Origin of the sequence: Mesorhizobium sp. M0761 (assembly GCF_040320205.1) — a bacterium.
Classification (GTDB): Bacteria; Pseudomonadota; Alphaproteobacteria; order Rhizobiales; family Rhizobiaceae; genus Mesorhizobium.
This window is the reverse complement of the sequence record NZ_JAMYPF010000004.1, coordinates 92,168-117,130: the sequence shown is the minus strand read 5'-3', so window position 1 is coordinate 117,130 and position 24,963 is coordinate 92,168. Positions and strand designations below refer to the sequence as shown.

Below are 24,963 nucleotides of genomic sequence, written 5' to 3'. Positions count from 1 at the left end.
CAGTCCTCGTCAAACAGGTTTGGTCAAAGTCGATTGGAAATCAGAGCCGGTTGCCGGTCTCGGCGTCGAAGAGATGGACCTGGTCGAGGCGCGGCTTGAGATTGAGCGTGTCGCCGGGCTTGAAGTCGTGGCGCTCGCGAAACAGCGCCACCATCTCGCCCTCGCCGAAACGTACGAAGACCAGCGTTTCGGAACCGGTCGGCTCGACTACCGAGATCTTTGCCGGCACGCCGTCGGGATGGATTTCGAGATGCTCGGGCCGCACGCCATAGACCACGGCCTGGCCCTCCTTGGCGGCGCTGCCGGCCGCAATCGGGAACAGCGTGCCTGCTATCTCGACCTTGTCGCCTTTGCGCACCACGCCTTTGAGCAGGTTCATCGACGGCGAGCCGATGAAGCCGGCGACAAACAGATTGGCCGGCCGGTCGAACAATTCCAACGGCGCGCCGACTTGCTCGATGCGGCCGTCGCGCATGACGACGATCTTGTCGGCCATGGTCATGGCCTCGATCTGGTCGTGGGTGACGTAGATGGTGGTGGTCTTCAGCCGCTGGTGCAGTTCCTTGATCTCGGTGCGCATCTGCACGCGCAGCTTGGCGTCGAGATTGGAGAGCGGCTCGTCGAACAGGAAGACCTGCGGATTGCGCACGATGGCGCGGCCCATGGCGACGCGCTGGCGCTGGCCACCGGAGAGCTGGCGCGGATAACGTTTCAGGTACGGATTGAGGTCGAGAATGTCGGCGGCGCGCTTGACCCGCTCGGCGACCACGGCTGGATCGGTCTTGCGCAGCTTCAGCGCAAACGCCATGTTCTGCTCCACCGTCTTGTGCGGATAGAGCGCGTAGTTCTGGAACACCATGGCGATGTCGCGCTTGGCCGGCGGCAGATTGTTGACGATGCGCTCGCCAATGGCGATCGTGCCGCCGGAGACGGTCTCCAGCCCGGCCACCATCCTGAGCAGCGTGGACTTGCCGCAGCCCGACGGGCCGACCAACACCACGAACTGGCCATCGGCGATATCGACGCTGACCTCGTGCAGGACCTTGACGGTTCCGAACGCCTTGGCCACATTGCTGATCGCGACTTGAGCCATCGTCCCCCCTTTTCTCGCGGTGAAGCTAGCCATTGCCAACGGCAAGGGCAAGTCGGTATGTTATCGATAAAAAGCCATTCGTGTTGACAAGGTAATCGATTACGCAAATATTAGCTGTTGCCAATCCGGCAGTCGGATTTTTATCCGAAAATCGGAGCTCCAGGCGACGCAGGGTGGGGTCCCACGTCCCCGTATGATAAAGGAGAACCGCCGACGTTTCGGCGTCGGAGGGATTGGCATTTTAATTCACGACTGTTGTTCTGGGAGGAATAGATGAGAGTCGGTCTGTACGAAAAACTCGTCCGCGCGGGTGCCACCCGGCGTGACATACTCAAGGGCGCGGCCTCGATGGCCGCGATCGCCGCCGCATCGGGCGCTGGGCTCGGCGCTTTCACCCGCCCGGCTGAAGCCGCCAGCGAGCTACGCTCCAAAATTCTTCAGATCCCCGGCGTCGGCAAGGGTCAGCCGACGGATGCCGATTTCCAGAAGGTCGGCGAACTCTGCCTGGAAGCCACCAAGGCCAACGTCAAGGAAGGCGAATTCGCCGGCGTCGAGCTCACCTTCATGGGCCTCAACAACCAGAACCTGCACAATGTGCTGTTCCGCGGCTTCCTGAAGCCGTGGGAGGCCTATACCGGCGCCAAGATCAGCTGGATCGACCTGGCGCAGGCCGACTACAATGCCCGCCTGCAGCAGTCGATCGCAACCGGCACCGTCGACTTCGACATCATCGAGATGGGCGCGCCCTTCGAAGGCGATGTCTGCGGCAAGGGCCTGACGTCCGAGATGCCCGACTGGGTCAAAGAGCAGATCGACATGAAGGATGTCGTGGCCTATCTGCAGCCGCCGGTCGGCACCTGGGACGGCAAGCAGTACCGGATCACCGTCGATGGCGATGCGCACAACTTCAATTACCGCACCGACGTTTTTGCCGATGCCGACCTCGCCAAGGCGTGGAAGGACGGCGGCGCGACCACCGAATGGGGTGTGCCGAAGACCTGGCAGGAAGTCCAGGCCGTCACAAAATTCCTCAAGGGCAAAAAGTTCAAGGACCAGGACGTCTTCGGCTATCTCGATGCGCCCAAGGCCTGGGGCGGTTTCGGCTTCTACTTCCTCGGCAGCCGCGCCACCGCCTATGCCAAGCATCCCGACGACAAGGCCTGGCTGTTCGATGCCGACACGATGAAGCCGCGCATCAACAATCCGGCCTGGGTGCGCGCCATCCAGGACGTCATCGACGCGCTGCCGTCGGAGCCCGCCGACCAGATCAACGCCGACCCGAACACGACAGCCTTCCAGCAGTTCCTGGCCGGCACCGGTTCGATGGTCACCTGGTGGGGCGACGTCGGCTCCAACGTCAAGACCAACGATAGCTCGGTCATCGGCGACGTCACCGGCTTCTCGATCCTGCCGGGGTCCGACGACGTCTACAATGCCAAGACCGGCGCTTGGGACAAACTCGCCAGCGGCCCGAACTATGCGCCGAACTGCGCCTATCTCGGCTGGGGCGTCTACGTCATGGCCCGCGTCGATACGGACGAAAAGAAGAAGAAAGCGGCATGGTCGGCCGCCGCTCATCTCGGCGGCAAGGACCTGTCAATCTGGACGGCGATGTATCCGTCCGGCTTCCAGCCCTACCGCAACTCGCATTTCGACATTCCCGAATGGGTGGCGGCAGGCTACGACGAGGCGTTCATCACCTCGTATCTGAAGTCGGAAGCCGACAGCTACAACCATCCGAACGCGGCGATCGAACCGCGCATCCCCGGCATCTTCCAGTATTATTCGGCTGCCGAGGACATTCTGGCCAATACATTCGCCGGCAAGATGAAGGCGCAGGAAGGCGCCGACGCCATTGCCGCGGCCTGGGAGAAGCTGACCGACCAGATCGGCCGCGAAAACCAGATCAAGCTCTACAAGGCCTCGCTCGGCGTGTAGGCTGATCCTATCGTGACAACAGGTCCGGCGGTGCAAGCCGCCGGACCTGACCGGCTCGGGCCGGTCGCAGGCTTGGTTTTTTAAACGGACGGGGACGCGTGGCTGACCAGACCACCAATGCATGGCCGGCCAACGCCGGTCCAGCCGATCTGATCTCGCCGGCCCGCAAGCGGGCGGGTTTTGCCCTGATGGCGGCCGCCACGCTTGGCCTGCTGGCGGTGATCGCGTTTGAGATCCTCTACAAGAACGAGATCACCACGCTCGGCTTCGAGACCTGGCGTCCGATCGTCTACGCCTATGTTCTGTGGGGCGTGGCGCTCGGCATCGGCCAGGTGCTGACGCGCGGCGAGGACGGCCAGCGCGCGCTGTTCCTGCTGCCGGCGCTGCTGTTCACCATCGCCATGGTGATCTTCCCGACGCTGTTCGGCTTCTACATCGCGCTGACCGACTGGAACCTGTCGTCCTTTTCCGGCCGCAAGTTCAACGGGCTCGACAATTTCTGGCAGATGCTGGCCGATCCCTACTACCGCAACGCGCTGTTCAACATGGTGCTTTATGTGCTCGCCGTGCTGGTTGAGTATGTGATTGCCTTCGGCCTGGCGCTGCTGCTCAACGCGCAGATCCGGGCGCGCAAATTCTTCCGAGTCGTCTTCCTGATGCCGCTGATGCTGTCGCCGGTCGCGGTGTCGTGGATGATCGGCAAATCGCTGATGGAGTACCGTTTCGGGCCGGCGGCGACGCTGGCGCGCCATGTCGGCTGGGAAAACCCCGCCTTCTTCTCCAACCCGATCACCGCCCGCATCTCGATCATGGTGCTCGACGCCTGGACCTTCATCCCGTTCATGATGATCATGCTGCTTGCCGGCCTGCAGGCGATGTCGCGCGACGTGCTGGAAGCGGCGCGCGTCGATGGCGCCACGCCCTGGCAGACTTTCTGGCAGGTCACCTTCCCGCTGATGCTGCCGGTGTCGGTCACGGCGGTGATCCTGCGCATCATCTTCAAGCTGAAGCTTGCCGACATCATCATTACCGTCACCTCCGGCGGCCCCGGCGGCGCCACGGATTCGGTGTCGAGCTTCATCTACCGCGAATACCGCGACCGTTCGAATGTCGGCTACGGCACCATGCTGGCGATGGCCTATCTTGTCATCATCGTCGTGTTCGTGACCTGGCTGTTGAAATTCGCCAATCGCTTCGTGCGCAACGTGAACTGACGAGGCACAATGAGCGTCCAGACCACCGACTATGCTGCCTCGGAAATCCGCTCACCGCTGGGTTTTCTGGCCAATCGCATCTTCATCTATGGCGCGCTGGCGTTCTGGGCCTTCATCTGCCTGTTCCCGATCTACTGGACCATCACCACCTCGTTCAAGACCGCGGTCGATGTCACGCAAGGACACCTCATTCCGTTCGTCGACTTCCAACCGGACTGGAAGGGCTGGCGCTCGCTCGGCCTGTCGCCGGATTCGATCTTCCAGACCTCGACGGTGCGGGAGGAGTTTTTCAAGCGCTTCATGAATTCGGTCATCACCTCGGTCGGTGCGTCGAGCCTCGCCATCGTCATTGGCAGCCTCGCCGCCTATGGGCTGACCCGCTACCGCTATCAGTTCGCCTGGTTCAAGAACGAGGACATCTCCTTCTTCTTCCTGTCGCAACTGATCCTACCGCCGGTGGTGCTCGCCCTGCCCTTCCTGGTGCTCTACCGCGAAGTCGGCCTGCTCGACACACGCATCGGCCTGATCCTGCTCTACACGCTGATGGTGCTGCCGATCGTCATCTGGATCATGCGCGACCAGTTCAACTCGATCCCGGTCGAGCTCGAGGAGGCAGCGCTGGTCGACGGCCTGTCGATCTGGGGCGCTTTTTTCCGTATCGTCATGCCGATTGCGCTGCCGGGCATGATCGCCGCCTTCATCCTGGCGATGGTGCTGTGCTGGAACGAGTACTTTTTTGCGGCACTCCTGACCTCGACCGACGCCAAGACCATTCCGGTGATGGTGGCGAGCCAGACCGGCTCGCAAGGCATCAACTGGTGGTCGATGGCGGCGCTCGCCACCGCCGCGATCGCACCGCTGGCGGTGATCGGGATTGCGCTGGAGCGCTATCTGATAATGGGCATGACGGCTGGCGCGGTGAAGTAGACGAGAGGCGGCGTGCCCCTCTACTGTTGACCTCGGCGGGACAGCACCCCCCTCTGGCCTGCCGGCCATCTCCCCCGCAAGGAGGGAGATCGGCAGCTTTGGCTGCATCGCTTTTCTTGCGACGTAGGTGATTTGGCGAAAGCGGAAATGACATCTGATCTCCCCCCTTGCGGGGGAGATGTCCGGCAGGACAGAGGGGGGGTGTGAAGGATCGCTACAGAGCGACTTTGTCTGCTAGCGCCCCAATATCGCCCTCAGGTGATCCATGATCATCGCCACACCCTTTCGCCCCAGCTCCGCCGAGGCCTCCGGCGCACTCGCCGTATACCACGCGGTATTCTCGCCAAAACGCCCGGCATCGACCGCTTCCGGACACAGTGCCAGCATCAATGATGTCTCGCCAACACCGGCGTGATCGAACGGATACTTCCCGTTCATGGCAGCCGACATCAGCGGGTGCACCTGCACCCAGTTGAAGAAATTCTCGCCGGCGGCGTGCCCGGCATAATAATCGGCCATCTCGTCTGAGCCCCACCAGCCCTCGCCGCGCTGCTTCTCGAGGAAGCGGAAGATCGCCTGGCGGCCGGCGGCCTTGAAGGCGAGATCAGTCGGCATGCCGGCGGCAAAGTTCTCGGTCTGGTGGTGGATGATGGCGTTGATGTTACGAAAGCCGATGCGCAGCAGGCTGTAGAACAATTCTCCGGCGAACGGCGCCAGCTGGTTGCCGCCGACCTGCACCGAGCCGTTGCCTTCGGGTGCTGCCACCACATAGCTCGCCGCACCGTAGTAGAAAGCCGGCAGGATGAGGATGTCGGCCTCCTTCTCGTAGAGCTCCAGCGTCTTGATGACGGCCAGCGTGTCCATGCCGACAGCCATGTGCTCGCCGTGATATTCGAGCACGCCGAGCGGGAGAGCGACCGGCCAGTTCTCGGCGATCGCCTTGCGGATCTGGTGCGGCAGCATCAGTTCGTAGCGCATGATCTATTCCAGGTTGGTGTGGCGGGTGCGCATGGCCTCCGACGACTGGCCGGTCAGCGCCTTGAGCTTCAGCACCATCACCTCGAACAGCAGGAACAGCGCCCCTTCGAAGACCGAGCCCATCGGCAGCAGCGATGTCTTTTGCGGCCCCTGGTCACGCGCCATGGTCTGCGCCGGGATCAGCAAGGTGAAGTCGGCAAGGGCGACCGCACTGCTGCCTGCCTCGGCGGTGAGCAAAAGCACGGTGGCGCCGGCCTTGCGGGCGACTTGCATCAAGGTGAGCACCGTCGTCGTCTCGCCCGGGCCGGAACTGACCAGGAAGACATCGGCTGCGCCAAGCGGTGGCGTGTTCATGTCGCCGACCACCGACACCTCAAGCCCGAGGTGATAGAGGCGCATGGCGAAACCCTTGAGCTGCAAGGCCTCGCGGCCGCAGCCATAGACGACGATCTTTTGCGCGCGGGCCAGGGTTTCGCAGGCGGTGTCGATGCCGGCTTCGTCGACGCGCGCCAGTACGGCGCCCAGCTCTTGCAGGGCCGTCGAAAACATATCCGAGCCGGCATTCGTCATGAGAGTCCCATCTGTCCGGCTGGGTTGTGGCCGGTGATTTCGGGTTGCGCGCTTTCGGAAAAAGGCTTGTTTTTTGTTCATGCTATCACCGCGAAAATGCCTGTCCAACGGCCATGGCGGCTTTTGCTGAGCCAGCGGCGTGATAGTGTCATGTCAGACAATCAATCCAGGAAATCAGCACGACATGAAGACACGGCATTTCGACCGCATCGGCAATGGCGGCCTCGACTTCACCGAGCTTGGCTTCGGCAGCGCGCCGCTCGGCAACCTTTACCGCGCCGTCCCCGACGAGGATGCCAACGCGACGCTGGAGGCGGCGTGGGCGACCGGCTGCCGTTACTACGACACCGCGCCGCTCTATGGCCTGGGCCTTGCCGAAACACGGCTCAATGCCTTCCTGCGCGGCAGGAAGCGTGACGATTATGTGCTGTCGAGCAAGGTCGGTCGCCTGTTGCGCGCCTGCCCGCCGGAGGAACGAACCGGCATCGGCAAGTTCTTCGACACACCGACGCGCAAGGAGGTCTACGACTACAGCTATGACGGCGTCATGCGCTCGTTCGAGGCGTCGCTGGAACGGCTTGGCGTCGACCGCATCGACATCCTTTTCGTCCATGACCTCGACATCTTCACCCATGGCAGAAAGGAGGCGTCAGACCAGCGCATCGAGGAATTCATGGCCTCGGGCTACAACGGACTGGTTGCGCTGCGCGACCAGGGCGTGATCAAGGCCTTCGGCGGCGGCATCAACGAATGGGAGGTTTGCCAGACGCTGGCGGAGCGTGGCGACTTCGACCTGTTCCTGCTGGCCGGGCGCTACACGCTGCTGGAACAGGAAGCGCTTGCCACCTTCCTGCCGCTCTGTGAGCAACGCGGCATCGGCATCGTTCTCGGCGGTCCTTACAATTCCGGCATCCTGGCGACCGGGCCGAAGCCAGGCGCCTATTACAATTACTCCGAGGCGCCAAGGGACATCATGGATCGCGTCGGGCGCATCGAGGCCGTCTGCCAGCGCCATGGCGTCAGGCTGATCGAGGCGGCGCTGCAGTTTCCGCTGCTGCACCCTTGCGTGGTGTCGGTCATCCCCGGCGGCCAGCGGCCGAGCGAAGTCGAAAGCAACCGCGTCCTGCTCGATGCCAAGCTGCCCGCGGCGCTGTGGGCCGACCTCAAGCAGGAAGGCCTGATGCGTGCGGATGCGCCGGTGGGCTGAAGGCTCGCCTCAGCGGGCTGACGGCCTGCCGCCATCGAGGCAAAAGAAAAGCCGGGCGAACCCGGCTTTTCAACATTCTCTGAAAAAATTTTTAGTTGACCGCGTCCTTGAGGCCTTTGCCGGCCGAGAACTTCGGCACGGTACGCGCCGGAATCTTCACTTCCGCGCCAGTCTGCGGGTTGCGGCCAGTCGATGCCGCACGCTTGGAGACGGTGAAATTTCCGAAGCCGACGAGCCGTACATCGCCGCCCTTCTTCAGTTCGCCAGTGATGACGGAGAACACCGCCTCAACCGCCGACTGTGCGTCACCCTTCGAAATGCTCGCGGATTCAGCGACAGCGGAAACCAGTTCGTTCTTGTTCATAAAAATTCCCTTCCATGAGAAAACCGGAACTTTCGACTCATCCGGCAGGAGAGGGACTTTAGAAAGAAGCGCTCGCAAACCCAAGTCAAAAAGCCGGAAAAAAGTTGAAAAAAGCCCGGAAATGGTGGGTTTTTCACATGAAAAAGCCGGGCTCAAGGCCCGGCTCTCTCTTTGTGCACTGCAACTTTAGTAGTTTCTAATGTGCAAGCGACTTTCCAGCATCGTCAACGGTATCGGTGGAAGCCGGCGGATTGACTGGCTCGACCCACTCGATTGGCTCCGGCATGCGCACCAGCGCGTGCCTCAGAACCTCGCCGACACGTGAGACCGGAATGATCTCCATACCGTTCTTCACATTGTCCGGTATCTCCGCCAGATCCTTGGCGTTGTCTTCCGGGATCAGCACCTTCTTGATGCCGCCGCGCAGTGCGGCGAGCAGTTTCTCCTTGAGGCCGCCGATCGGCAAGATGCGGCCGCGAAGCGTTATCTCGCCAGTCATCGCCACATCGGCCCGGACCGGAATACCAGTCATGACAGATACGATGGCCGTCGCCATGGCAGCACCTGCAGACGGACCGTCCTTCGGCGTGGCGCCTTCGGGCAAGTGGACGTGGATGTCACGCTTGTCGAACAGCGGCGGCTCGATGCCGAAATCGATGGCCCGCGAGCGGACATAAGAGGCCGCCGCCGAGATCGATTCCTTCATCACGTCGCGCAGATTGCCGGTCACCGTCATGCGGCCCTTGCCGGGCATCATGACGCCTTCGACCGTCAGCAGCTCGCCGCCGACTTCCGTCCAGGCAAGACCGGTGACGACACCGACCTGATCGTCAGCCTCGACCTGGCCGAAGCGGAAGCGCGGAACACCGAGGTAATCGGCGAGGTTCGCCGCCGTGATGCTCACCGTCTTCTTCTTCGTCTTCAGGATCTCGGTCACCGCCTTGCGCCCGAGCTTCATCAGCTCGCGCTCCAGGCTTCTGACGCCCGCTTCACGGGTGTAGGTCTGGATGATGCCGCGGATCGCGTCCTCGCCGACGGAGAATTCCTTCGGCTGCAGGGCATGATCGCGGATCACCTTGGGCATCAGGTGACGCTTGGCGATCTCGATCTTCTCGTCCTCGGTGTAGCCGGCGATACGGATGATCTCCATGCGGTCCATCAGGGGCGCAGGGATGTTCAGTGTGTTCGCCGTCGTCACGAACATCACGCTCGACAGGTCGTATTCGACCTCGAGGTAATGGTCCATGAACGTCGAGTTCTGCTCGGGATCGAGCACCTCGAGCAAAGCCGATGACGGATCGCCGCGGAAGTCCTGGCCCATCTTGTCGATCTCGTCGAGCAGGAAGAGCGGGTTGGACTTCTTGGCCTTCTTCATCGACTGGATGACCTTGCCGGGCATCGAGCCGATATAGGTGCGGCGGTGGCCACGGATCTCGGCCTCGTCACGCACGCCGCCAAGCGCCATGCGGATGAACTCGCGGCCGGTCGCCTTGGCGATCGACTTGCCGAGCGAGGTCTTGCCGACGCCGGGAGGGCCGACGAGGCACAGGATCGGCCCCTTCAGCTTCTTCTGGCGGCTTTGCACGGCGAGATACTCGACGATGCGGTCCTTGACCTTGTCGAGGCCGAAATGATCGGTGTCGAGCACGTTCTGCGCAAACGCCAGGTCCTGCTTGACCTTGGAGTTCTTGCCCCACGGGATCGACAGGATCCAGTCGAGATAATTGCGCACGACGGTCGATTCCGCCGACATCGGCGACATCGTCCGCAGCTTCTTCAACTCGGCTTCCGCCTTTTCGCGGGCCTCCTTGGAGAGCTTGGTCTTCTTGATGCGCGCCTCGATCTCGGCGGCCTCGTCGCGGCCGTCCTCGCCTTCGCCGAGTTCCTTCTGGATCGCCTTCATCTGCTCGTTGAGGTAGTATTCGCGCTGCGTCTTCTCCATCTGGCGCTTGACGCGCGAGCGGATGCGCTTCTCCACCTGCAGGACGGAGATTTCGGCTTCCATGAAGCCCATCGCCTTTTCCAGCCGTTCCTTGACGGACAGCGTGGCCAGCATCTCCTGCTTCTCGGGGATCTTGATGGCGAGGTGCGAAGCAACCGTATCGGCGAGCTTGGAATAGTCGTCGATCTGGCTGGCGGCGCCCACCACTTCAGGCGAGATCTTCTTGTTCAGCTTGACGTAGTTTTCGAAGTCGGTGACGACCGAACGGGCGAGCGCCTCGACCTCGACCTCTTCCTCCTCCGGCTCGACCAGCGCCGTGGCGGTAGCTTCGTGGAAGTCCGGACGGTCGGTGAACGAGACGATCTTGGCACGCGAAGCGCCTTCGACCAGCACCTTGACGGTGCCGTCGGGCAGCTTCAGCAATTGCAGCACATTGGCGAGCGTGCCGATGTCGAAGATCGCATCGGGCTCGGGATCGTCATCGGCGGCATTCATCTGGGTGGCAAGCAGGATCTGCTTTTCCTGACCCATAACTTCTTCCAGCGCCTTGATCGACTTTTCACGCCCGACAAAGAGCGGAACGATCATGTGCGGGAACACCACGATGTCGCGCAGTGGGAGGACTGCGAAGACGCCGTCGCTGGGAGCCTTGGATATTTTGGCCATTGTCCAACCTTTCATGTCGCGGCCGCTAATTGAGCCAACCGCGAATCTCATATTAACGACCGGGGATCGTTCCGCCTACCACCGTTTGTGACGGGAGTTTTACAGCACAGAATTCGGCACCACGGCCTTCCGATGTTAGTTGGATGCACGAGGGGCAAAGATCAAGGGTCGACACGTTCGTTCATCCACTCCGTCACAAGGATCGGTACCTCACCACAGCAAAACGGCGCCCCGCGGGCGCCGTTCCATAAAAAGGTTAGGCCAGATGCCAGATCAGGCGCTGACGTTGCCCTTCTTTTCCTTCTGCTCGGAATAGATGTAGAGCGGCCGGGCGCTGCCGGTCACCACTTCTTCCGAAATCACCACTTCGCGCACGCCTTCCAGGGCGGGCAGTTCGAACATGGTGTCGAGCAGGATCGCTTCCATGATCGAGCGGAGGCCACGGGCGCCGGTCTTGCGCTCGATGGCGCGCTTGGCGATCGCCGACAGCGCATTCTCATGGAAGGTCAGGTCGACACTCTCCATCTCGAACAGCCGCTGATACTGCTTGACCAGCGCGTTTTTCGGCTCGGTCAGGATCTGGATTAGCGCTGGCTCGTCGAGGTCTTCCAGCGTCGCCAGGACCGGCAGACGGCCGACAAACTCGGGGATGAGGCCGAACTTCAAGAGATCCTCGGGCTCGACCAGGCGGAACACGTCACCGGTGCGGCGATCCTCGGGCGAAGCGACGATGGCGCCGAAGCCGATGGAAGTCTTCCTGCCGCGATCCGAGATGATCTTGTCCAGCCCGGCGAAGGCGCCGCCGCAGATGAACAGGATGTTGGCGGTGTCGACCTGCAGGAACTCCTGCTGCGGATGCTTGCGGCCGCCCTGCGGCGGCACGGAGGCAACGGTGCCTTCCATGATCTTCAGAAGCGCCTGCTGCACGCCCTCGCCCGACACGTCGCGGGTGATCGATGGGTTGTCGGACTTGCGCGAGATCTTGTCGATTTCATCGATGTAGACGATGCCGCGCTGGGCGCGCTCGACATTGTAGTCGGCCGACTGCAGCAGCTTCAGGATGATGTTTTCGACGTCCTCGCCGACGTAACCGGCTTCGGTCAGCGTCGTCGCGTCGGCCATGGTGAAGGGCACGTCGATGATGCGGGCCAGCGTCTGGGCAAGCAGCGTCTTGCCGCAACCGGTCGGGCCGATCAGCAGGATGTTGGACTTCGCCAATTCGACGTCGTTGTTCTTGCCGGCATGCGCCAGGCGCTTGTAGTGGTTGTGGACAGCCACCGACAGCACGCGCTTGGCGTAGGGCTGGCCGATGACATAGTCGTCGAGAACCTTCAGGATCTCCTGCGGGGTCGGCACGCCCTCGCGCGACTTCACCATCGAGGTCTTGTTCTCCTCGCGGATGATGTCCATGCACAGCTCTACGCACTCGTCGCAGATGAACACCGTTGGGCCGGCGATCAGCTTGCGCACCTCGTGCTGGCTTTTGCCGCAAAACGAGCAATAAAGCGTGTTCTTCGAATCACCGCTGTTGTTGCCGACTTTGCTCATTTTCCTGTCCTTTCATGGCCGCCCGCCGATGGTCTGGCTGAAAGGGCGCATATCCTATCTATCGCGGGAATTCGCCGCCGCCAGTGTCCCGGCTCCCGCAACGCATTCCGTACGAAACACAAATCAGAAAACGTCGCAATGATTCGCGCCAACCCTGCACAAAGCTAAGCCGTCGAAAATCAACATAGCCTTAACGTAGGCAATCCCATCCACCGAGGGAACAGCCAATTGTGGCCGAAATGCCGCAAATCCCAGCAAAAGCGCGTTATCCCGCCATCCAACTGCCATGCAGCGCTTATGCCGCAGCGCCTTCGACCGGCTCGCGCGACGAAATGACCTTGTCGATGAGGCCGAAATCCTTGGCTTCGTCGGCTGTCATGAAATGGTCGCGGTCAAGCGTCTTTTCAATGTCTTCGTAGCTCTTACCGGTGTGTTTGACGTAGACCTCGTTGAGGCGGCGCTTCAGCTTGATGATGTCCTGCGCGTGCCGCTCGATGTCGGAGGCCTGGCCCTGGAAACCGCCGGAAGGCTGGTGAACCATGATACGGGCGTTCGGCGTGGCAAAACGCATGTCCTTGTGGCCGGCGGTCAGAAGCAGCGAGCCCATCGACGCCGCCTGGCCGATGCACAGCGTCGACACCGCCGGCTTGATGAACTGCATGGTGTCGTAGATCGCCATGCCCGAGGTCACCACGCCGCCCGGCGAGTTGATGTAGAGATTGATCTCTTTCTTCGGGTTCTCGGCCTCGAGGAACAAAAGCTGTGCACAAACCAGCGTCGCCATACCGTCTTCGACCGGGCCGGTGATGAAAATGATGCGCTCTTTCAGCAGGCGCGAGAAAATGTCGTAGGCCCGCTCGCCGCGATTGGTCTGCTCGACCACCATCGGAACGAGGTTCATGTAGGTTTCGACGGGGTTCTTCATGGACTACCCTTTTTGGAGATGGGGATTCCGGCGCCGGGAAATCGGGCAGAATCGGTTCTTGATGGTTAGAATGTAAATAGGATGCCGGCTCACCCTAGCGCAAGGCCGCCTCTCCTAGCCATCTGGTTAAGTCGAATCAAGGTTTCCGCGCAAGGGAAGCCCGAAGGCGGCCAACGGCGTTTTTGCGGTGTAGCAATTCCTTAACCCCGTCGCTTAACGAAACGCGGCGAAACCGCTTTCCCCCGGAGAACCATCCCCTACAGTTCAACGTTGAACCTCACCTTCTCGCGTTCAAACAGGGGGAGTGCCATGATCAGGAAAACTGTTTGCCTCGCCATTTCCGGCCTTGCCGGTCTCGGCATGGTGTCCGATGCGGTTGCCGACGGCCGGGCCGCCGAATGCTATGAGCCGGTGCACAGGCCGGCGCTCTATGACACCGTCTATGAAGACGTCATGGTCAGTCCCGGCGGGCAGTTGGTCGACTATGATCCGCCGATCTATGGCACCATGGAGCGCGTCGAGCAGATCGCGCCGCCCCGAGTCACCTATGACATCGTACCGGCGAGAACCCGCACCGTTTACCGCACGGTCCAGGTCGACGATGGCGGCTATGCCTGGGAATGGCGCGTCATCCACGGCCGCAAGGTGCTGTGCAAGGTGTGGCGCAAGGCCCGCTACGCGCGTGTGGCCGAAACGGTGGTGGTTGAACCGGAGCGCACCCGCCGGGTTGTGCTGCCGGCCGAATATGAGAGCGTCGCCCATGAAGTGCTGGTGCGGCCCGAGCGGCGGCACGTCACCCAGATAGCGCCGTCATACCAGAGGATGGCGCGCCGGGTGGTGGTGCAGGAAGGCTCGACCAGCTGGCGCCGCGTGCATATTGCCAGGCATTGCGAGGATTAGACTTCGGTACTTCGCCGAGGTCCGCCTCGGTTGGCTCAATCCATAGGGCCGTCGGGTGCCAACATCCGGTCTGGCACCAAGCCGGCAAGCCGCGGTAATGGTCTGGCATGACCACATCCATGCCGCCCTACCTCGCCTTTGATCCAGCCACGCGCCGCCTGCGGCTCGATCCGCACGAACCGGCGTTTTTCCAGAACCCCTACGACGCCTATGCCGTCCTGCATGGCGCATCGAATGCCTTCTTCTGGGAGGAATTCGGCTTCTGGTGCTTTGGCGGCTTCGACGACGTCAACCGGCTGTTGCGCGACCGCCGCTTCGGCCGCCAGAACCCGGCCGGCATTCCCGACAGCCGCGGCATCGGCGAGGATCGCTCGCATTTGGCCGCTTTCGACGGCATCGAGAGCAATTCGATGCTGGAGCTGGAGCCGCCGGTGCACACCAGGCTCAGAACCCTGGTCAACCGCGCCTTCGTCTCGCGCCAGGTCGAGCGGCTGCGGCCGCGCGTGGAGGCGCTGGCCAATGAGCTGATCGACCGTTTCGAGCCGCGCCAGGTCGATCTATTGCCCAGCTTCGCCGCACCTTTGCCGATCACCATCATTGCCGAAATGCTCGGTGTGCCGGTCGAAATGGGGCCGCAACTGCTCGACTGGTCGCACCGGATGGTGGCCATGTACATGCATGGCCGGACGCGCGAGACCGAGGAAGCGGCCAATCGCGCCGCGCGCGATTTTTCCGACTTTTTGCGCGGCTATGTCACCGAGCGGCGCAAGAAGCCTGGCGACGACCTGCTGTCGCTGCTGATCGCGGCGCAGGAGGATGGCCAGAAGCTGTCGGAAGACGAGTTGGTCTCGTCCGCCATCCTGTTGCTCAATGCCGGCCACGAGGCGACCGTCCATCAAACCGGCAACGCCGTGCGCACGTTGCTGGCGCAAGGCGGCGACCCCGGCCGTTTCTTCACCTCGCCGGAAGCAACCGCTGCAACGGTCGAGGAGTGCCTGCGCTTCGACGCGCCGCTGCACATGTTCACCCGCTACGCCTATCAGGAGGTCGAGGTGACATCCGGGGTTGTCGTACAACCGGGCGTGACGGTCGGCCTGCTGCTCGGCATGGCCAATCATGATCCGCTTGCCTTTGCCGAACCTGGCGCCTTCCGGCCCGGCCGACCAGACCAGAAGAATGTCTCGTTCGGCGCCGGTATCCATTTCTGTATTGGTGCGCCGCTGGCGCGGCTGGAATTGCAGGTGTCGCTGAAAACCCTGTTCGAGCGGCAGCCGCAACTCCATCTTGCGGAGCAGCCGCGCTTCCGCGACACCTATCATTTCCATGGGCTGGAAAAGCTCATTGTGAGCTTGTGAGGACGGCGGAGCCGACGCATGCCCGAGAAAATGAGATTCGCCTTTCTACAGGAACCACCCTTCTGCTTTATAGACGGATCGGGACGTCTGGGCGGCAGCGATGCCCAACTGGCCAAGAGGGTCTGCCTGACGCTCGGGCTGGAACTTTTGCCCATCGAGACCGAGTTTGCCGAGCTGCTGCCTGGGTTTGCCGAAGATCGGTGGGACATAACCACCGGCCTGTTCATTTCCGACGACCGCCGGAAGCTGGTCGACTTCACAAGGCCGATCTGGATGCTGGCGGATGGATTGCTGGTCGCGAAAGACAATCCCCGCGCCTTCGATGGCTATCGGTCCGTCGCCAATGATCGGACGGCGCTGATCGGCGTCATATCGGGCCAGATCCAGCACCGGACGGCCCTGCAAAACGCTATTCAGCCCGAACGGCTAAGGATATTTGCCACCCAGGCCGAAGCAGCTAACGCCGTCGGGCCGGCGTGGTGCATGCCTATGCGAGTGTAGCGCTCGCGCATCGCGGCTATCTGAGCCGGCGACCCGACGCGCCTCTCGACGTCGTCGACGTCCCGGCAGTCGAAAAACAGCCAGCGCCCGGCGCTTTCGCTCTCGCCAAAGGCAGTGCCACCCTGCTCCAGCGCGTCGACTTATGCCTCAGTGATTTGCTTGGCAGTCCCTGGCACAGGGAGATGATGAGCGGATACGGCTTTTCCGACACTGACATCGATCGGCTTTTGTGAAGTCCAAGCGCGCCGCGAGATCAGAGCTTGACCACATACTCCTTGCGGGTCGTTTCAAGCACTTCCCAGCTGCCCCTGAAGCCTGGCCTGAGCACGAAGCTGTCGCCGGCCCGGACCGTGCGCGCCTCGCCGCCATCCTCGGCAACCACCGAGACGCCGGACAGGATGTGGCAGAACTCCCATTCGTCATATTCGATGCGCCATTTGCCCGGCGTCGCTTCCCAGATGCCGGCATAGAGGCGGCCATCGCGCTCCTCGACATTCCAGGTGCGGAACTTCGGATCGCCCGCAATCAGACGATCCGGCGCCGGGGCGCCATGTTCGGCGTCGACGCTGTCGGTCGATATTGCCAAGTAATGCGCGGACAGGGTTTGCCTCCAACAGATTAGTGACTAGTGAGTAGTGCAGTGAGTAGTGACTAGTGAGTAGTGAGTAGTGAGCGGAAAGCGCTCCCTCGAGCGGGTGGCTAATCACTAATCACTGCTAACTAGTGAATACCGACTACTACTCACTACTCACTACTCACTACTCACTACTCACTACTCACTACTCACTCAAAAAATCAAACCTTGGTCAAAGCCTGTTCCAGATCGGCGACGATGTCGTTGACATCCTCGATGCCGACGGAAAGCCGGACCGTGTCCGGTCCGGCACCCGCCTTGACCTTCTGCTCGTCGGAAAGCTGGCGATGCGTGGTCGAGGCCGGATGGATGACCAGCGACTTGGTATCGCCGACATTGGCGAGGTGCGAGAACAGTTCGAGCGCCTCGACGAACTTGATGCCTGCGTCGTAGCCGCCCTTCAGGCCGAAGGTGAAGACAGCACCGGCGCCTTGCGGCGAGTATTTCTTCTGCAGCGCGTTGTTCTTGTCGCTGGGCAGGCCGGGATAGTTGACCCAGGCGACCTTGGGGTGGTTGGACAGCCAGCCGGCTACGGTGATCGCATTGTCGCAATGGCGCTGCATCCTGAGTGGCAAGGTCTCCAGCCCGGTCAGGATCAGGAAGGCATTGAACGGCGAAATCGCCGGGCCGATGTCACGCAGGCCAAGCACGCGCGCGGCGATGGCGAAAGCGAAATTGCCGAAGGTTTCGTGCAGGACAAGGCCGCCATATTCGGGGCGCGGCTCCGACAGCATCGGATATTTGCCGGATTTCGACCAGTCGAACGTGCCGCCATCGACGATGGCGCCGCCGATCGAATTGCCGTGGCCGCCGATGAACTTGGTCAGCGAATGGACGACGATGTCGGCGCCATGCTCGATCGGCCGCACCAGATAGGGCGAGGCCAGCGTGTTGTCGACGATGAGCGGCAAGCCGTGCTTGCGGGCGATGTCGCCGATTTTCTCTATGTCGACGAAGGTGCCGCCGGGATTGGCCAGGCTCTCGATGAAGATCGCCTTGGTCTTGTCGTCTATCTGGCTTTCGAAGGTGGAGACGTCGTTGGTGTCGGCCCAACGCACCTCCCAGCCGAAATTCTTGAAGGCATGGCCGAACTGATTGATCGAACCACCGTAAAGCCTTGTGGCGGCGACGAAATTATCGCCAGGCCGCATGAGATTGTGGAACACGATCACCTGTGCGGCATGGCCGGAAGCAACGGCAAGTGCAGCCGTGCCGCCTTCGAGCGCCGCGATCCGCTCTTCCAGCACCGCCTGGGTCGGGTTCATGATGCGGGTGTAGATGTTGCCGAAGGCCTTCAGCCCGAACAGCGAGGCGGCATGGTCGGCATCGTCGAACACAAAGGAGGTCGTCTGGTAGATCGGCGTGGCGCGTGCGCCCGTCGCCGGGTCGGGCTTGGCGCCGGCATGGACGGCGAGCGTGTTGAAACCGGGCGTGCGGGTCATCGAAAACCTCCCTGAGCGGTAAACGTGTGAATGATGAAATGGTCAATGGTGAGCGATGAATGGTGGTCGCAAAGTCGGCCAGTCCCACCTTGATTGCAAGCCGCTCATATGCGGCTTTACCCGGCTTCCAGGAAAATCCTTCTATTCACCATTCACCATTCACTGCCTTACTTCTGGCGCACACCGAAACTCTGGAATCCCGACCGCATCAGCGGCTTCTTCGACGAAAGCACACCGGAGTTGACGCCGGTCCAGCCGATCTCGCCCGACAGCTTGCCATATTCGATCTTCGGGCAGCGGTTCATCACCACCTTGATACCGGCCGCCTCGGCACGCGCGGCCGCCTCGTCATCGCGCACGCCAAGCTGCATCCAGACGACTTTCGGCAAGGGGTCGAGCTTCAGCACCTCATCGACAATGCCGGGCACCGCTGCGGAGGCGCGAAAGATGTCGACCATGTCGACCGGTTCAGGCAGATCGGCAAGGCTGGCATAGGTCATGCGGCCGAGGATTTCCTTGCCGGCCTGCCCCGGATTGATCGGAAACACCGAAAAGCCCTTGGCCAGCAGGTATTTCAGCACGAAAAAGCTCGGCCTGACATCGTTGGCCGACGCGCCGACCATGGCGATGGTCTTCACAGAATTGAGGATGCCGCCGATGTAGGCATTGTCGTAGCTATCGTGATTCACTCGTCGGTCTCCCTCAGTGCTTCCTCCATAAAGGACTGCGGGTCCGTGCAGAAGTCGCGCATCATGCGAAAATGATCGGTATCGGTGAAATCTGTGGGGTCGAGGCCGAAGCGGCTGATGCGGAACAGCCGCGCGCCCGGACAGGCCATCAGCAGCGGCGAGTGCGTCGCCATGATCACTTGAGCCGTGCCGGACCGGTCCATGCGCCGCAGCATCTTCAGCAGCTCGATCTGCCGCGATGGCGACAGCGCGCTTTCGGGCTCGTCGAGGATGTAGATACCTTGCCGGCGGCAGCGCTCCTCGAAGAAGCGGATGAACCCTTCACCATGCGACCAGGACAGGAAATCCGGCGGCGCCCCGCCAGATTCCAGCGCCGCCTGATCGAGATAGCGGGCAACCGAGTAAAAAGATTCGGCGCGGAAGAACCAACCCGCTGTGACCTTCGGCAGCCAGTGGCCGCGCAACGTGTCGGCAAGCGCTGCACCACTCTCGTCGATGGCGCCGGAGTGGTCGACGGGCATGTAGCCCTTGCCGCCGCCGGCTTCGTCGTAACCGGCCAGCGCGCCGATCGCTTCCAGCAGCGTCGATTTGCCGGTGCCGTTTTCGCCGACAATGATGGTGATCGGCGTGGTGAATTCGAGCTCGAATTCGCGGCCGCGGAACAGAGGCAGGTTCCAGGGATACTTGTCCCAATCTTCCACGCGCTCGGGGTCAATCAGGATGCGTTTGAGATAAGGCGCCTTAAGCCGGGTCAGTTGCTTGCGATAGCCCATGCGGACGCTCAGTCCGGCAGCGAGATGGTGCCGTCATCCGCGATCGGGAAGGCCGGATTGTGTGCGACTTCCCAGACATGGCCGTCGGCATCGGCGAAATATCCATACCAGCCGCCCCAGAAGGCGCGGCCTGCCGGCTTGACGATCCTGCCGCCGGCCTTCTCGGCGGCCGCCAGCACGTCGTCGACTTCGGCATCGGAGCGGGTGTTGTAGGCGAGGTAGACCGCCGACGGTGCTGCGGCGAAGGCAATGCCTGAATCCTCCTCGGCGCTTGGCCTCGGGAACAGGCCGAGAATGGCGCCGCCCATCTGGAAGAAGGCGACGCCATCGGTGATGCCGGCGTGGCGCTTCAGGCCCATGCCCTCGTAAAAGCGCACGGCGCGCTCGAGATCGTCGGTGGCGATGGTGATGATGGAGATGCGCGGTTCCATGGATCGAAAAGCCTATTCGTCCGTCCATTCCGGTTTACGCTTGCCTATAAAGGCGCCGATGCCTTCCTCGGCGTCGCGGGCCAGCATGTTCTCGACCATGACGCGGCCGGTATAGGCATACGCGTCCGCCAACCCCATCTCGGCCTGCGCGTAAAAGGCTTCCTTGCCGGTCTTGACCACCAGAGATGATTTGGAGGCAATGGTTTGCGCGTATTTGGTGACGATCTGATTCAGGTATTCGCGCGGCACGACGCGGTTGACCAGGCCGAATTCCTTGGCGGTTGCGGCATCGATGGTCTCGCCGGTGAGCAGCATTTCCATGGCGTGCTTGTGAGACACGTTGCGTGACAGCGCCACCATCGGCGTCGAACAAAACAGGCCGATATTGACGCCCGGCGTGCAGAAGGTCGCCTCATGCGAGGCAATGGCGAGGTCGCAACTGCCAACCAGTTGCAGCCCCGCAGCAGTGGCGAGGCCATCGACTTCGGCGATGATCGGGAGCGGATGGCGCACGATCTGCTGCATCAACGCCGCGCAAGCCGAAAATGTCTGCTCGAAAAACCCCTTGCCCTTGTCGGCGTCGGCGCGGCGCGCGGTCATTTCCTTGAGATCGTGGCCGGCGCAAAAGACTTTCCCGGCGGCCGCCAGGACGATGACGCGGACCGATTTGTTGGCCTTGGCATGGTCGAGCTCGGCGCTCAATGCCGCCATGACGGAAAGCGACAAGGCATTGGCGGGCGGATTGGCGAGCGTCAGGCGCAGCACGCCCTTGTCCAGCCCGGCGATGACCGGCCCGTCTATGGCAACAGGTTTGATCGAAAGGATTTCGGCCATGACAAGGGTCTCCGCGATTCCGCCGGGCGCCGCCAGACTATCTAATATCGGATCGAGTTTCATCAACACCCATCGCTTGCGCCAGAGGTGTTGCCAGAAGCGCATCATTGCGTTCATACAGGCCCGGCATAGAACGAGAGACCGACATGCCCGCCCAGGACAATCTCAAGCCGGTGCTGACGGCGGCTGAAGTCAATGCGCTGATGGCCAGCGTCTACCCCCAGCTCAACGACGAGTTCACGTCGTATGAGGCGCTCGATGTGTTTCCCGGCGGCTGCACGGTGCGGCTCAACGCCAGCGAACGGCATTTGCGTCCCGGCGGCACGGTGTCCGGGCCCTCGCTGTTCACGCTGGCCGACATTGGCGGCTATGTCTGCGTGCTCAGCCATGCCGGGCCGGATGCGCTTTCGGTTACCGTCAACCTCAACATCAATTTTGTCCGCAAGGCCGAAGCCGGGCCGATCGACGGCCATTGCCGCATCCTGAAGCTGGGCAAGAGCCTGATGGTGTTCGATATCGACATCGTCGCCGGACCGAAGGGACACACGGTAGCGCATGCGACCGGCACCTATTCGATCCCGCCGAAGCGCGCCGCCGATGTGGTAAAATAATACCTTTTGATCAAACCTTTGTTTTTATTACACTTTACGAGCAGACGTGCTTTTCCCGCGCCTTGACGTGCACCACCCCCTCGCCTATAAGCCGTCACGAAGCAGCGGCCCGCAAAGGCCGCCGTTTTGTTATTGGCGGCGGGCAAGTGCCTTGTCGCCAATCCAAGCAACAAGAAACGCCTTCTTCGGAAGGTCAAAATCGAAAGCAGAAAATCCATGGCAACCTTTTCGCAGAAGCCTGCGGATGTGGTGAAGAAGTGGGTGCTGATCGACGCCGAGGGTCTCGTCGTCGGCCGTCTCGCCACTGTCATCGCCAATCATCTTCGCGGCAAGCACAAGCCCACCTTCACCCCGCATGTCGACGACGGCGATAACGTCATTGTCATCAATGCCGACAAGGTGGTGTTCACCGGCAAGAAGTTCACCGACAAGGTCTATTACTGGCACACCGGTCACCCCGGCGGCATCAAGGAGCGCACCGCGCGCCAGCTGCTCGAGGGCCGTTTCCCCGAGCGTGTCGTCGAGAAGGCCGTCGAACGCATGATCCCGCGCGGGCCGCTCGGCCGTCGTCAGATGAAGAACCTCCGCGTCTATGCAGGCACGGAACATCCGCATGTCGCCCAGCAGCCCGTCACCCTCGACGTCGGCGCGCTGAACGCCAAGAACAAGAAGGTTGCATAAGATGGCTGAGCTTTCCTCGCTCGCAGAATTGGGCGCCGCCACCGGCAACACCAACACCCAGCCGGCAGCACCCGTCCATGTCCAGAAGCTCGACAAGTCGGGCCGCGCCTATGCCACCGGCAAGCGCAAGAACGCCATCGCCCGCGTCTGGGTGAAGCCGGGTTCGGGCAAGATCGTCGTCAACGACAAGGAATTCGCGACCTATTTCGCGCGTCCGGTCCTGCAGATGATCCTCAACCAGCCGATCATCGCTTCCAACCGCGCCGGCCAGTACGACATCGTCGCCACCGTCATCGGCGGCGGCCTGTCCGGCCAGGCCGGTGCCGTTCGTCACGGCATCTCCAAGGCGCTGACCTACTATGAGCCGGCACTGCGCGCCGTGCTCAAGAAGGGCGGCTTCCTGACCCGCGACAGCCGCGTCGTCGAGCGCAAGAAGTACGGCAAGGCGAAGGCCCGTCGTTCCTTCCAGTTCTCGAAGCGCTAAGCGCTGCGACGTTCCAGACATCGAAAGGCCGCCTCCGGGCGGCCTTTTCTTTTGGGTCTCGGCAGTCACCCCACCCGGCGCTGCGCGCCGACCTCCCCATCGAGGGGAGGTAGGAGGTCGCGGCAGTTTTGCCGCCCGGACAATCCACGATGGTCCAGCGGCTAGCAAACCAGTTCGACCATAAAAACGCGGCACCCTACCTCCCCTCGATGGGGAGGTCGGCGCGAAGCGCCGGGTGGGGTGATGGCGCCGGCCTCGGTTCAAGTCTCAGAACTTGCCGGCCTTGATGTAATCGATAAACGCCCGTAGCGGCGCCGGAACCAGACGCCGTCCGGGATAGTACAGAAATGGCCCGGGAAAGCTCTGCCACCACGGTTCGAGCACGGGCTCCAGGTCACCGCATTCGAAGTGAGGGCGAAGCCACCCTACAAAGAGAGCGACGATGCCGCTGCCGGCAATCGCCGCATGGACGGCAAGATCGCTCGCCCCGCCGATGCGCACGATCAACGGCCCCGTCGTGTCGACCCGCACCACCTCGCCGTCGCGCTCGAATTCCCACGGCAGCATCGAACCACTGGCAAAACGGCCGCGCAGACAAGCATGGCCAAGCAGATCGCTCGGGTGCTGCGGCCGCCCATGGCGATCGAGATAGGCGGGGCTGGCGCCAGTGGCGAAGCGCTGGACGCGCGGTCCGATCGGCACCGCGATCATGTCCTGCTCCAGTCGCTCGTCATAGCGGATGCCGGCGTCGCAGCCGGCCGCCAACACGTCGACGAAGTTCTCATCGGCGATGACCTCCAGCCGAATGCCGGGATAGGCGGCGAGGAAGCCCGGAACGATGTCGGGCAATATCAGCCGCGCGGCGCTGACCGGGACGTTGAGGCGCAGCGAACCGGCCGGCCTGTCGCGAAAGCCATTAACCACGTCGAGGGCCGCCTCCACCTCCGACAGCGCCGGGCCAAGCCTTCCCAAGAGGCTGAGGCCTGCGTCGGTTGGAACAACGCTGCGTGTGGTGCGGTTGAACAGCCTGACGCCGAGCTGCGTCTCCAGGCGGCGCACCGCTTCGCTCAGGCCCGACGCGCTGCCGCCGCTGGCGCGAGCCCCTTCCCGAAAACCGCCGGCACGCGCCACCGTCACGAAAGCGTTCAGATCGCCAAGGTCCATCATTGTTCGCCATTCCGCACAAGCTGTACGGATTGTACCTTATTATCCCGAGGTTGAGCAGCGTCTATCTTCGCCTCCTCAAAGGAGACCGACCATGTCCACCATCCAAAAATCCGGCACATTCACCCTCGGCAGCCACACCGTGAAACGGCTCGGCTACGGCGCCATGCAACTTGCCGGCCCGCACGTTTTCGGTCCGCCGAAGGATCATGACGCGGCCATTGCAGTGCTGCGCGAAGCGGTGGCCTCCGGGGTCAACCACATCGACACCAGCGACTACTATGGCCCGCATGTAACCAACCAGCTGATCCGCGAAGCGCTGGCGCCCTATCCGCAAGACCTCGTCATCGTCACCAAGATCGGGGCGCGGCGCGGCAGCGACGGCTCCTGGCTGCCTGCCTATTCCGCCAAGGAACTAGAGCAGGCCGTGTACGACAATCTCAGGAATCTCGGCCTTGAGGTGCTGGATGTCGTCAATCTGCGCATCATGTTCGGGGTGATGGGTCCGGCCGAGGGCTCGATCGAGCCGCAGTTGACCGCGCTTGCCGAACTGCAGCGCAAGGGTCTGGTGCGCCATATCGGCCTGAGCAACGTCACCCCAGCGCAGGTCGAGGAAGGCCGTGGGATCGCCGAGATCGTCTGCGTGCAGAACCAGTACAATCTGGCGCATCGCGACGACGACGGGTTGATCGATGAACTGGCGCGCGCCGGTATCGCCTACACGCCGTTCTTCCCGCTCGGCGGTTTCAGCCCGCTGCAGTCGTCGACCTTGTCGGATGTGGCCGCGCGGCTCGGCGCCACACCCTTGCAGGTTGCGCTCGCCTGGCTGCTGCGCCGCTCGCCGAACATCCTGCTGATCCCGGGGACGTCGTCGATCGGGCATTTGAGAGAGAACCTGGCGGCGGCGGAACTGGAGCTGTCGGCCGATATGCTAAGGGAATTGGATGGGGTGGCGAAAGCGGCGTGAAGATTTTGCGGGCGGCGCTGTCACCCCACCCGCGCCTTCGGCGCGACCTCCCCATCGAGGGGAGGTAGGAGGTCGCGGCAGCCTTGCATGCCTCGCAATCGCTACGACTGTCGGAATCTAAAGCG

At 62.1% G+C, this 24,963-nt stretch carries 25 protein-coding genes; 11 read left to right on the top strand and 14 right to left on the bottom strand.

What is annotated here, in order from left to right; genetic code table 11:
• Positions 1-40 precede the first annotated feature (40 nt).
• Positions 41-1,093, bottom strand: a complete 1,053-nt coding sequence (locus NKI32_RS08170) for an ABC transporter ATP-binding protein (protein ID WP_352538792.1) — start codon at positions 1,091-1,093, stop codon at positions 41-43.
• Positions 1,094-1,366: 273 nt separating this feature from the next.
• On the opposite strand from NKI32_RS08170, the gene NKI32_RS08165 reads away from it, so the two are divergent.
• From NKI32_RS08165 to NKI32_RS08155, 3 genes are all read left to right on the top strand, one after another.
• Complete coding sequence (locus NKI32_RS08165) at positions 1,367-3,031, top strand: ABC transporter substrate-binding protein (protein WP_023705031.1); 1,665 nt, start codon at positions 1,367-1,369, stop codon at positions 3,029-3,031.
• 98 nt (positions 3,032-3,129) lie between these two features.
• Positions 3,130-4,245, top strand: a complete 1,116-nt coding sequence (locus NKI32_RS08160; RefSeq protein ID WP_023711518.1) for a carbohydrate ABC transporter permease — start codon at positions 3,130-3,132, stop codon at positions 4,243-4,245.
• A 9-nt stretch (positions 4,246-4,254) separates the two neighbouring features.
• Positions 4,255-5,172 carry a carbohydrate ABC transporter permease gene (locus NKI32_RS08155; RefSeq protein ID WP_353002488.1) on the top strand — a complete coding sequence of 306 codons (918 nt, stop codon included), beginning with the start codon at positions 4,255-4,257 and terminating at the stop codon, positions 5,170-5,172.
• Positions 5,173-5,406: 234 nt separating this feature from the next.
• Here the strand turns inward: NKI32_RS08155 and NKI32_RS08150 are convergent, their stop codons facing one another.
• A complete protein-coding gene (locus NKI32_RS08150) occupies positions 5,407-6,150 on the bottom strand; it encodes a creatininase family protein (protein WP_353002487.1) in 744 nt (247 codons plus the stop codon).
• Positions 6,151-6,153: 3 nt separating this feature from the next.
• Positions 6,154-6,720 (bottom strand): 6-phospho-3-hexuloisomerase, encoded by a 567-nt coding sequence (gene hxlB, locus NKI32_RS08145; protein ID WP_353002486.1) that lies wholly within the window; start codon positions 6,718-6,720, stop codon positions 6,154-6,156.
• A 184-nt stretch (positions 6,721-6,904) separates the two neighbouring features.
• On the opposite strand from hxlB, the gene NKI32_RS08140 reads away from it, so the two are divergent.
• Positions 6,905-7,927: an aldo/keto reductase gene (locus NKI32_RS08140; RefSeq protein ID WP_353002485.1), complete on the top strand. Its 1,023-nt coding sequence runs from the start codon at positions 6,905-6,907 to the stop codon at positions 7,925-7,927.
• A 91-nt stretch (positions 7,928-8,018) separates the two neighbouring features.
• Here NKI32_RS08140 and NKI32_RS08135 read toward each other — a convergent pair whose 3' ends face one another.
• From NKI32_RS08135 to clpP, 4 genes are all read right to left on the bottom strand, one after another.
• Positions 8,019-8,291 carry an HU family DNA-binding protein gene (locus NKI32_RS08135; RefSeq protein WP_023669423.1) on the bottom strand — a complete coding sequence of 91 codons (273 nt, stop codon included), beginning with the start codon at positions 8,289-8,291 and terminating at the stop codon, positions 8,019-8,021.
• 196 nt (positions 8,292-8,487) lie between these two features.
• A complete protein-coding gene (gene lon, locus NKI32_RS08130; RefSeq protein ID WP_023682304.1) occupies positions 8,488-10,899 on the bottom strand; it encodes an endopeptidase La in 2,412 nt (803 codons plus the stop codon).
• 273 nt (positions 10,900-11,172) lie between these two features.
• Positions 11,173-12,447 (bottom strand): ATP-dependent Clp protease ATP-binding subunit ClpX, encoded by a 1,275-nt coding sequence (gene clpX / locus NKI32_RS08125; RefSeq protein WP_023682305.1) that lies wholly within the window; start codon positions 12,445-12,447, stop codon positions 11,173-11,175.
• 295 nt (positions 12,448-12,742) lie between these two features.
• Entirely contained in the window at positions 12,743-13,372 is a 630-nt protein-coding gene (gene clpP, locus NKI32_RS08120) for an ATP-dependent Clp endopeptidase proteolytic subunit ClpP (protein WP_023682306.1), read from the bottom strand.
• Positions 13,373-13,681: 309 nt separating this feature from the next.
• On the opposite strand from clpP, the gene NKI32_RS08115 reads away from it, so the two are divergent.
• From NKI32_RS08115 to NKI32_RS08105, 3 genes are all read left to right on the top strand, one after another.
• Positions 13,682-14,272 carry a hypothetical protein gene (locus NKI32_RS08115; RefSeq protein ID WP_023730886.1) on the top strand — a complete coding sequence of 197 codons (591 nt, stop codon included), beginning with the start codon at positions 13,682-13,684 and terminating at the stop codon, positions 14,270-14,272.
• 107 nt (positions 14,273-14,379) lie between these two features.
• On the top strand, positions 14,380-15,627 hold the full coding sequence (locus NKI32_RS08110; protein WP_353002484.1) for a cytochrome P450: 1,248 nt from the start codon (positions 14,380-14,382) through the stop codon (positions 15,625-15,627).
• Between the two features lie 18 nt (positions 15,628-15,645).
• Positions 15,646-16,128, top strand: coding sequence for a transporter substrate-binding domain-containing protein (locus NKI32_RS08105; RefSeq protein ID WP_353002483.1), 483 nt, complete (start codon positions 15,646-15,648; stop codon positions 16,126-16,128).
• Between the two features lie 253 nt (positions 16,129-16,381).
• On the opposite strand, the gene NKI32_RS08100 is transcribed toward NKI32_RS08105, so the two are convergent.
• The 6 genes from NKI32_RS08100 to NKI32_RS08075 all read right to left on the bottom strand — a co-directional run bounded on the left by NKI32_RS08100 (position 16,382) and on the right by NKI32_RS08075 (position 20,931).
• Positions 16,382-16,714: a cupin domain-containing protein gene (locus NKI32_RS08100; protein ID WP_373420123.1), complete on the bottom strand. Its 333-nt coding sequence runs from the start codon at positions 16,712-16,714 to the stop codon at positions 16,382-16,384.
• Positions 16,715-16,923: 209 nt separating this feature from the next.
• Positions 16,924-18,204 (bottom strand): O-acetylhomoserine aminocarboxypropyltransferase, encoded by a 1,281-nt coding sequence (locus NKI32_RS08095; protein WP_023693295.1) that lies wholly within the window; start codon positions 18,202-18,204, stop codon positions 16,924-16,926.
• Between the two features lie 167 nt (positions 18,205-18,371).
• Positions 18,372-18,893, bottom strand: a complete 522-nt coding sequence (locus NKI32_RS08090; RefSeq protein WP_023669414.1) for a CoA-binding protein — start codon at positions 18,891-18,893, stop codon at positions 18,372-18,374.
• Entirely contained in the window at positions 18,890-19,666 is a 777-nt protein-coding gene (locus NKI32_RS08085; RefSeq protein WP_023693294.1) for an AAA family ATPase, read from the bottom strand. The genes NKI32_RS08090 and NKI32_RS08085 overlap by 4 nt, the downstream gene beginning before the upstream one ends.
• 8 nt (positions 19,667-19,674) lie before the next feature.
• Positions 19,675-20,097, bottom strand: a complete 423-nt coding sequence (locus NKI32_RS08080) for a VOC family protein (RefSeq protein WP_023689472.1) — start codon at positions 20,095-20,097, stop codon at positions 19,675-19,677.
• A gap of 12 nt (positions 20,098-20,109) precedes the next feature.
• Positions 20,110-20,931, bottom strand: coding sequence for an enoyl-CoA hydratase (locus NKI32_RS08075; protein ID WP_023743588.1), 822 nt, complete (start codon positions 20,929-20,931; stop codon positions 20,110-20,112).
• Positions 20,932-21,077: 146 nt separating this feature from the next.
• Here NKI32_RS08075 and NKI32_RS08070 point away from each other — a divergent pair, with 146 nt between their 5' ends.
• From NKI32_RS08070 to rpsI, 3 genes are all read left to right on the top strand, one after another.
• Positions 21,078-21,542, top strand: a complete 465-nt coding sequence (locus NKI32_RS08070; protein WP_023693292.1) for a PaaI family thioesterase — start codon at positions 21,078-21,080, stop codon at positions 21,540-21,542.
• Between the two features lie 216 nt (positions 21,543-21,758).
• Positions 21,759-22,223, top strand: coding sequence for a 50S ribosomal protein L13 (gene rplM, locus NKI32_RS08065; protein WP_023669409.1), 465 nt, complete (start codon positions 21,759-21,761; stop codon positions 22,221-22,223).
• Position 22,224: 1 nt separating this feature from the next.
• A complete protein-coding gene (rpsI, locus tag NKI32_RS08060; protein ID WP_023669408.1) occupies positions 22,225-22,707 on the top strand; it encodes a 30S ribosomal protein S9 in 483 nt (160 codons plus the stop codon).
• A 267-nt stretch (positions 22,708-22,974) separates the two neighbouring features.
• Here the strand turns inward: rpsI and NKI32_RS08055 are convergent, their stop codons facing one another.
• Positions 22,975-23,874 carry a LysR family transcriptional regulator gene (locus tag NKI32_RS08055; protein ID WP_353002482.1) on the bottom strand — a complete coding sequence of 300 codons (900 nt, stop codon included), beginning with the start codon at positions 23,872-23,874 and terminating at the stop codon, positions 22,975-22,977.
• Positions 23,875-23,965: 91 nt separating this feature from the next.
• Here NKI32_RS08055 and NKI32_RS08050 point away from each other — a divergent pair, with 91 nt between their 5' ends.
• Positions 23,966-24,838, top strand: coding sequence for an aldo/keto reductase family oxidoreductase (locus tag NKI32_RS08050; RefSeq protein ID WP_353002481.1), 873 nt, complete (start codon positions 23,966-23,968; stop codon positions 24,836-24,838).
• The last annotated feature ends 125 nt before the right edge of the window (positions 24,839-24,963 follow it).

Bases quoted from the DNA above. Each gene is read 5' to 3' on its own strand.
- NKI32_RS08155 (WP_353002488.1), top strand. From the start codon at position 4,255: ATGAGCGTCCAGACCACCGACTATGCTGCCTCGGAAATCCGCTCACCG.
- NKI32_RS08115 (WP_023730886.1), top strand. From the start codon at position 13,682: ATGATCAGGAAAACTGTTTGCCTCGCCATTTCCGGCCTTGCCGGTCTC.
- hxlB (WP_353002486.1), bottom strand. From the start codon at position 6,720: ATGACGAATGCCGGCTCGGATATGTTTTCGACGGCCCTGCAAGAGCTG.
- clpP (WP_023682306.1), bottom strand. From the start codon at position 13,372: ATGAAGAACCCCGTCGAAACCTACATGAACCTCGTTCCGATGGTGGTC.
- rplM (WP_023669409.1), top strand. From the start codon at position 21,759: ATGGCAACCTTTTCGCAGAAGCCTGCGGATGTGGTGAAGAAGTGGGTG.
- NKI32_RS08050 (WP_353002481.1), top strand. From the start codon at position 23,966: ATGTCCACCATCCAAAAATCCGGCACATTCACCCTCGGCAGCCACACC.
- NKI32_RS08105 (WP_353002483.1), top strand. From the start codon at position 15,646: ATGCCCGAGAAAATGAGATTCGCCTTTCTACAGGAACCACCCTTCTGC.
- NKI32_RS08095 (WP_023693295.1), bottom strand. From the start codon at position 18,204: ATGACCCGCACGCCCGGTTTCAACACGCTCGCCGTCCATGCCGGCGCC.
- clpX (WP_023682305.1), bottom strand. From the start codon at position 12,447: ATGAGCAAAGTCGGCAACAACAGCGGTGATTCGAAGAACACGCTTTAT.
- NKI32_RS08070 (WP_023693292.1), top strand. From the start codon at position 21,078: ATGCCCGCCCAGGACAATCTCAAGCCGGTGCTGACGGCGGCTGAAGTC.
- NKI32_RS08140 (WP_353002485.1), top strand. From the start codon at position 6,905: ATGAAGACACGGCATTTCGACCGCATCGGCAATGGCGGCCTCGACTTC.
- lon (WP_023682304.1), bottom strand. From the start codon at position 10,899: ATGGCCAAAATATCCAAGGCTCCCAGCGACGGCGTCTTCGCAGTCCTC.
- NKI32_RS08075 (WP_023743588.1), bottom strand. From the start codon at position 20,931: ATGGCCGAAATCCTTTCGATCAAACCTGTTGCCATAGACGGGCCGGTC.
- NKI32_RS08150 (WP_353002487.1), bottom strand. From the start codon at position 6,150: ATGCGCTACGAACTGATGCTGCCGCACCAGATCCGCAAGGCGATCGCC.
- rpsI (WP_023669408.1), top strand. From the start codon at position 22,225: ATGGCTGAGCTTTCCTCGCTCGCAGAATTGGGCGCCGCCACCGGCAAC.
- NKI32_RS08170 (WP_352538792.1), bottom strand. From the start codon at position 1,093: ATGGCTCAAGTCGCGATCAGCAATGTGGCCAAGGCGTTCGGAACCGTC.
- NKI32_RS08080 (WP_023689472.1), bottom strand. From the start codon at position 20,097: ATGGAACCGCGCATCTCCATCATCACCATCGCCACCGACGATCTCGAG.
- NKI32_RS08135 (WP_023669423.1), bottom strand. From the start codon at position 8,291: ATGAACAAGAACGAACTGGTTTCCGCTGTCGCTGAATCCGCGAGCATT.
- NKI32_RS08085 (WP_023693294.1), bottom strand. From the start codon at position 19,666: ATGGGCTATCGCAAGCAACTGACCCGGCTTAAGGCGCCTTATCTCAAA.
- NKI32_RS08165 (WP_023705031.1), top strand. From the start codon at position 1,367: ATGAGAGTCGGTCTGTACGAAAAACTCGTCCGCGCGGGTGCCACCCGG.
- NKI32_RS08055 (WP_353002482.1), bottom strand. From the start codon at position 23,874: ATGATGGACCTTGGCGATCTGAACGCTTTCGTGACGGTGGCGCGTGCC.
- NKI32_RS08110 (WP_353002484.1), top strand. From the start codon at position 14,380: ATGACCACATCCATGCCGCCCTACCTCGCCTTTGATCCAGCCACGCGC.